Annotated in this window: 5 protein-coding genes; 1 reads left to right on the plus strand and 4 read right to left on the minus strand. The window is 48.4% G+C overall.

All coding sequences use genetic code 11. The features are described from left to right. Positions 1-51: 51 nt before the first annotated feature. The 4 genes from tuf to rpsL form a co-directional block, all read right to left on the minus strand. The gene (tuf, locus tag IM473_RS05620; protein ID WP_287659069.1) at positions 52-1,281 is read right to left on the minus strand and encodes an elongation factor Tu; all 1,230 of its coding nucleotides are present in this window, start codon (positions 1,279-1,281) and stop codon (positions 52-54) included. A gap of 154 nt (positions 1,282-1,435) precedes the next feature. Continuing rightward, complete coding sequence (gene fusA, locus IM473_RS05625; protein WP_287659070.1) at positions 1,436-3,511, minus strand: elongation factor G; 2,076 nt, start codon at positions 3,509-3,511, stop codon at positions 1,436-1,438. A 143-nt stretch (positions 3,512-3,654) separates the two neighbouring features. Further along, on the minus strand, positions 3,655-4,125 hold the full coding sequence (gene rpsG, locus IM473_RS05630; protein WP_002758831.1) for a 30S ribosomal protein S7: 471 nt from the start codon (positions 4,123-4,125) through the stop codon (positions 3,655-3,657). A 155-nt stretch (positions 4,126-4,280) separates the two neighbouring features. Then, the gene (gene rpsL, locus IM473_RS05635) at positions 4,281-4,664 is read right to left on the minus strand and encodes a 30S ribosomal protein S12 (protein WP_002740176.1); all 384 of its coding nucleotides are present in this window, start codon (positions 4,662-4,664) and stop codon (positions 4,281-4,283) included. 288 nt (positions 4,665-4,952) lie between these two features. Here rpsL and IM473_RS05640 point away from each other — a divergent pair, with 288 nt between their 5' ends. Then, complete coding sequence (locus tag IM473_RS05640) at positions 4,953-6,149, plus strand: DNA double-strand break repair nuclease NurA (protein WP_287659071.1); 1,197 nt, start codon at positions 4,953-4,955, stop codon at positions 6,147-6,149. Positions 6,150-6,391 lie beyond the last annotated feature (242 nt).

Below are 6,391 nucleotides of genomic sequence, written 5' to 3' on the forward strand. Positions count from 1 at the left end.
CAGTAACGGAGCAGCTTTTAAATTCACTGCCCCGTTAATTAGTAGATTAGCCTACTTGATAATTTTCGAGATAACGCCAGAACCGATGGTGCGACCACCTTCGCGAATAGCGAAGCGCATACCCTGTTCAATAGCGATCGGGTTGATCAGTTCCACAGTCATTTTGATCCGGTCTCCAGGCATGACCATTTCTACGGTGCTGCCATCGTCGGCAGTGTAGTCTTGGATAGTGCCAGTTACGTCGGTTGTCCGTACATAGAACTGAGGACGATAGTTTTTAAAGAAAGGAGTGTGACGACCACCTTCTCCTGCAGTTAACACATACACCTCACCTTCAAACTGGGTGTGGGGTTTGATCGTTCCTGGTTTAGCGATAACCATGCCACGCTCAATGTCGGTTTTTTGGATACCACGCAGAAGGATACCAGCGTTATCGCCAGCCATTCCTTCTTCAAGACTTTTCTTGAACATTTCGATCCCAGTAACGGTGGTGGGGCGAGTTTCTCTGATCCCGACCAATTCCACGTTATCACCCACTTTTACCTTACCGCGTTCGATGCGACCGGTAGCCACCGTCCCCCGACCAGTAATCGAGAATACGTCTTCCACCGCCATCAGGAAGGGTTTATCGATCGCCCGTTCAGGAGTGGGAATATAGCTATCCACCGCGTCCATTAATTCATAAATCGCATCTACCCACTCGTTATCGCCTTTTTGGGCTTTGGGGTTTTTGGTCATGTACTCGAGGGCTTCTTTAGCAGAACCAGCAATAATGGGGATATCGTCGCCAGCAAAGTCGTAACTGGTGAGAAGTTCGCGTACTTCCAGTTCTACGAGTTCCAGTAACTCCTCATCGTCCACCATATCTTTTTTGTTGAGGAAGACCACCAGGTTAGGTACACCCACCTGACGAGCCAGCAGGATATGTTCCCGGGTTTGGGGCATCGGGCCATCAGCGGCCGAGACCACGAGAATACCACCGTCCATCTGTGCCGCACCGGTGATCATGTTTTTTACATAGTCCGCGTGGCCGGGGCAGTCCACGTGTGCATAGTGGCGACTGGCGGTTTCGTACTCAACGTGAGCGGTGTTGATGGTGATCCCGCGAGCCTTTTCTTCGGGAGCGGCATCGATTTCATCGTATTTTTTAGCTTGGGCATTACCCAGAGCCGCTAGGGTCATCGTGATAGCGGCGGTGAGGGTAGTTTTGCCGTGGTCAACGTGACCGATCGTGCCGATGTTAACGTGGGGTTTCGTCCGTTCAAATTTAGCGCGTGCCATTTACTTTCTGTTCCTTTGTTTTTTTTTCTTCTTCAGGTGGGTGAACAGTAATCAGTCACCAGAGATCAGTTTTAAGTTAGCAGTTATTAGGGTTGACCGATCAAATTTAAATGATCGGTTTGTCTTCACTGCTCACCGGTCACTGGATTACTGATTAGCCGTTCCCCTTACTTTTGGCGATAATCGCCTCGGCCACGTTGCGGGGGACTTCTTCGTAATGGCTAAATTCCATGGTGAAGATGCCCCGTCCTTGGGTTTTGGAGCGAATATCAGTGGCGTAACCAAACATTTCCGCTAAGGGAACTTTAGCGGAGACTTTGGCGATGCCGGCCTCGGTTTCTTGACCGTCGATTTGTCCCCGACGAGAGTTAAGATCACCGATGACGTTACCGATGAAGTCTTCGGGTACTTCCACCTCGACCTTCATCATCGGTTCTAGGAGAACGGGGGTAGCTTTCATCACCGCTTCCTTGATCGCCATGGAACCGGCAATCTTAAAGGCCATCTCGGAGGAGTCCACATCGTGGAAAGAACCATCTACCAGGGTTGCTTTCAGGTCGATAACGGGATAACCCGCAACGATCCCCGATTCGCAAGCTTCTTTCATCCCTTGTTCTGACGGGTTGATGTATTCTTTGGGGATAGCACCGCCGACAATTTTGGAGACGAAGACAAAGCCAGACCCCGGTTCACCCGGTTCGAGTTCAATGACGACGTGGCCGTACTGTCCTTTACCGCCACTTTGACGGATAAATTTACCCTCGGCCCGTACGGGTTTCCGCACAGTTTCCCGATAGGCAACTTGGGGAGCACCCACCGTCGCTTCGACTTTGTATTCCCGGAGCATTCGATCGACGAGGATTTCCAAGTGCAGTTCTCCCATCCCGGCGATTACCGTTTGATTGGTTTCGGGATCAACTTTGACCCGGAAGGTGGGATCTTCATCGGAGAGAGCTTGCAGAGCTTTGCTGAGTTTCTCGATGTCCTGTTTGGTTTTCGGTTCCACCGCCACGGAGATAACCGGTTCGGGGATAAAGAGGGATTCTAGGATAATCGGGTTCTTCTCATCACAGAGGGTATCCCCGGTAATGGTGTTTTTCAGCCCGATCGCTGCTCCTAGGTCTCCGGCGCGCAGTTCATCCACTTCGATCCGTTCGTTGGATTTGAGGACGATCAGGCGAGCGATCCGTTCTTTGGTTCCTTTGGTGGAGTTGTAGGCGTAGCTGCCTTTGGCTAACACACCGGAATAGACCCGCAGGAAGGTTAAACGACCGAAGGGATCGGCCATGATTTTGAAGGCGAGGGCCGAGAAGGGCGCATCGTCCTTGGCCTCCCGGATTGCCTCGCTACCATCGGGGAGAATCCCTTTAACGGCGGCTACTTCCGAGGGTGAGGGCAGATAATCGACAACGGCATCGAGGAGCAGTTGTACCCCTTTGTTTTTGAAAGCCGACCCGCAGAGGACGGGAACAATTGTACCTGCAATCGTCCCTTCTCTGAGACCGCGTTTGATTTCGGCTTCGGTGAGTTCTTCACCTTCTAGATATTTTTCTAGGAGTTCTTCATCGGCTTCCGCTACAGCCTCCACCAGCTGCAGGCGGAATTCTTCGGCCTTTTTCAATAAGTCTTCGGGAATGTCGGTTTCTTCTATGTCTTTCCCTAGATCGTCCTTATATATATAGGCGCGCATCTTGACGAGATCGATGATCCCGCTCAGTTCGCTTTCCGCGCCGATCGGCATTTGGATGGGAACGGCGTTAGTTCTGAGGCGATCTCTTAATTGTTCGTAAACTTTGAAGAAATTCGCTCCCGTTCTGTCCATTTTGTTGACAAAGGCAATCCGGGGTACTTTGTACCGATCGGCTTGTCTCCAGACGGTTTCCGATTGGGGTTGTACACCACCAACAGAGCAGAAAACCGCCACTACTCCATCGAGTACCCGCATGGAACGTTCCACTTCAATGGTGAAATCGACGTGGCCAGGGGTATCAATGATGTTGATGCGATGATCTTGCCAACTGGTACTGATGGCGGCGGCGGTGATGGTGATTCCTCGCTCCCGTTCCTGTTCCATCCAGTCGGTAATTGCCGTTCCGTCGTGGACTTCGCCCAGTTTATGAGCGACTCCCGTGTAGAACAGGATTCTTTCTGTTGTCGTTGTTTTGCCCGCGTCTATATGAGCGGCGATTCCGATGTTTCGCACTCTCTCTAGCGGGATAGTCCGTGCCACAGCAACCTCCTTGCTTTGCTTGCCAGTGATGGGATTTTGTTCTAGGATTTTTTACACTATTTACAATTCTATACTTTTCTTGACAGTTTTTTGGCGGCAGCGGTGTAGTCCACCGCCCTTAAAGTATCTTTAAAGTATCTTTCTTAGTAACGATAGTGGGCAAAGGCTTTGTTTGCCTCTGCCATCCGGTGGGTTTCTTCCCGTTTTTTGATCGTGCCGCCAGTTTCATTGGCCGCATCCATGATCTCGTTAGCTAGTTTACCAGCCATGGTTTTGCCGCCTCTAGTCCGAGCATAATGGACTAACCAGCGTAGTGCCAACGTACTACCACGATTGCTCCGTACTTCCATCGGTACTTGATAGGTGGCTCCACCGACCCGGCGGGCTTTCACTTCCACTAGGGGAGTGGCGTTTTTAACGGCTTTTTCAAATACTTCTAGGGGTTCTTGACCGGTACGTTCGCCGACGGTTTTCAGGGCATCGTAAACGATATTAGCGGCCAAGGATTTTTTGCCTGATCGCATGATCCGGCGGATGGTCATGCTGACTAAACAGCTATTGTAAACGGGATCGGGGGGAATAGGACGTTTTTTGACGTTTTTACGGCGAGACATCGGAATATTCCTGAATTTTCTAGGTTAACTTTAACTTTTGCTTGACAGTCGGATGATTACAGCCCATCTCAAACCCTCTCCTGCGAGTTTTCAGTCTCTTGGGTTAACTTTGACCGACTCGGTGGGAGTATTTTTTTGGTTAATCAATTCCCTGTTTATTTAGCGGCGGGTTTGGGGCGTTTGGTTCCGTACTTAGACCGCGCCTTTTGACGGTTTTTCACCCCGGTGGCATCGAGGGTGCCGCGAATGATGTGATATCTGACTCCGGGTAGATCTTTGACCCGACCGCCGCGAATGAGGACGACCGAGTGTTCTTGCAGGTTATGACCGATGCCCGGGATGTAGGCTGTCACCTCAAATCCAGATGTCAAACGTACCCTAGCGACTTTCCGTAGGGCTGAGTTGGGTTTTTTCGGTGTGGTGGTATATACTCTTGTACAAACTCCCCGACGTTGGGGGCATTGTTTGAGGGCGGGAGATTTGGTTTTTCTTTTCGCTTTGGATCTTTCGTCGCGTATTAATTGCTGAATGGTGGGCATGATAGGGCTGTATCTAAGGTTACTCTGAACTCCTATTACCGAAGGTCAAATCGTTGACAAAAGGTCATTATAGCAAATTGTTGCTCTTGTTGTCAAGTACGCGATTGTGCTTTTCTCCGGTTTAGATGTTAGAGATTGTCTTTTTGGTTAGATAACAAAATCTTGATCGCTGTGATAGGAAAGGACGCAACTGCAGGTATTATGGATAAATTTGGCAATAATTGACAAAATTAGCATTAGAGACAGGAAATTGCGATAACATCAAAAAAAGTCAGGGAGAGGATAGTTATGCTCGATCTTGCCAAATTAGCGGCAAAAATGCCAGGGATTAGTCAACATTTTCAACAGGAAGTGGCAGCTAGTCGCGAGCGAGTGCAACGGGCTAAAATTCTTTTAGAACAGGCTCAACAGCAACAGGAAAAACTGCTAGAACTCTATCATAACTGGCACGATCGCCTAATTTTCTCCGTAGCGCTACCGATCGAACCTCTCGACACCCGCGTTAGTATCCTTCCCCCTCCCGAAAGTCATAGCGTTTTTGCCACGGATGGTTCCCAAATTGCCCCTTCTCACCACGAAATCGCCTACTGTTATCTAATTAACATCGGTAGGATCATGTTGCACTATGGTCAAAATTTGCACCCTCTCCTCGATAGCATTCCCGAAGTCTATTACAAATCAGAAGACCTCTACATTTCTAAACAGTGGGGTATTCGCGTCGATGAGTGGATGAGTTATCGTCGGACGGTATTAGAAAGCCAAATGTTAGCAGAAATGGCTACTCGTTGGGTAAAACCCCCCGGGGCCCATTATGAACCAAATTTAGCCCTCGTGGATGGTTCTTTGATCTATTGGTTTATCGATAGTCTCCCCCCGGAAGCAAAAGATTTAATTTTGCCACCGATTTTTCAGTCTTGGGACGATTTAAAATCAGCTAGAATCCCGCTTATGGGTTATATTAGTGCTTCTCGTAGCACGGAAGGCTTAAATTTCCTGCGTTTACAATCTTGTCCCCATGATACTCCCAATTGCTTGATCAATTGCGGTGATTTAGACCCAGAAAAAACCCCTTGTCGCGTCGTCGATCCTCTCCGGGATGCTTCTCTCTGGGGTTATTTATTGGAACCGGGACAAAGAAGTCCTTTTTGGCGCAGTTCTTTGAAAATCCTCGATCTTTATGGGGATGAGCATCGCATTTACTTCTGTTATCTCCATGTGGGGACGGAAATCGCTAGGGTAGAAGTTCCTGCTTGGGTGGTAGAGGAGCGAGAATTACTCGATCGCTCTTTGAGTATTTTACTAGCCCAGGTGTTAAAAGGTTATGGTTATCCGATCGCCTTAGCGGAAGCGCACAATTTAGCAGTGATTAAAGGTGGCGATCGCTTGCGTTTTTTTGCCCTTTTGGAACAACAGATGATTAAAGTCGGTTTACAGGATGTGGGAACATCTTATAAAGAAGCGAGAAAGCGCAGTAGTATCGCTTAATAGTAAATCTGTTGAGTATAGGCTTACATATCAGGACAGGCAAAAGGCACTCTTGCAAAAGGCAAAAGGGGCAATAGATAATCAGTCTTTAATAACCGGATTAGACCTCGACCTAATATTATCTCAAGACCAAAAGTCTTTCTAGTTAAGGAATCTACCCGAATAAAAATTATTTTAATTGCCTCATATTTTTTAAGTAAAATTGAATTAGCAACGATAGATATACATTCCAGCTATCGAAC

The sequence above is a fragment of the Microcystis sp. M015S2 genome (assembly GCF_020245945.1).
In the GTDB taxonomy this organism is placed as follows: domain Bacteria; phylum Cyanobacteriota; class Cyanobacteriia; order Cyanobacteriales; family Microcystaceae; genus Microcystis.

Coding starts and splice junctions, on each gene's coding strand:
- tuf (WP_287659069.1), bottom strand. CDS start 1,281: ATGGCACGCGCTAAATTTGAACGGACGAAACCCCACGTTAACATCGGC.
- rpsG (WP_002758831.1), bottom strand. CDS start 4,125: ATGTCTCGCCGTAAAAACGTCAAAAAACGTCCTATTCCCCCCGATCCC.
- rpsL (WP_002740176.1), bottom strand. CDS start 4,664: ATGCCCACCATTCAGCAATTAATACGCGACGAAAGATCCAAAGCGAAA.
- IM473_RS05640 (WP_287659071.1), top strand. CDS start 4,953: ATGCTCGATCTTGCCAAATTAGCGGCAAAAATGCCAGGGATTAGTCAA.